The sequence below is a fragment of the Agathobaculum sp. TL06 genome, assembly GCF_054658635.1.
This window is the reverse complement of record NZ_BAAGGY010000088.1, coordinates 1-261: the sequence shown is the minus strand read 5'-3', so window position 1 is coordinate 261 and position 261 is coordinate 1. Positions and strand designations below refer to the sequence as shown.

The 261-nt window shown below is 64.8% G+C and carries 1 protein-coding gene; it reads right to left on the bottom strand.

Translation table 11 applies throughout. From position 1 onward, the window contains the following. Positions 1-261, bottom strand: a 261-nt coding sequence (locus ACYQ3S_RS15750) for a mannitol dehydrogenase family protein (RefSeq protein ID WP_459690315.1), incomplete at both ends; no start/stop codon positions are given.

Genomic DNA, 261 nt, shown 5'->3' with positions numbered 1-261 from the left:
CGTCATGGTAGCCGTTTTCCTCCTCCATGCGCGCCGCTTCCGCCGCGTCCTTGATCCGCCCCGGCACGATGCGGTCCACCAGCGTCGAGCAGAACGTGCAGCTCCCGCACCAGGCTCTGAACGCATCCTCCAGCCCCCACTGGCCGATGTACTGCTCCACGCACTTCTGCAGCTCTTTGCCGTTGTTGTCGATCAACTCGCAGGAGAGGATGACCACCGGCTTCTTCCCCGCCTGCCAGCGCCGGTACAGCACCTGCGTCA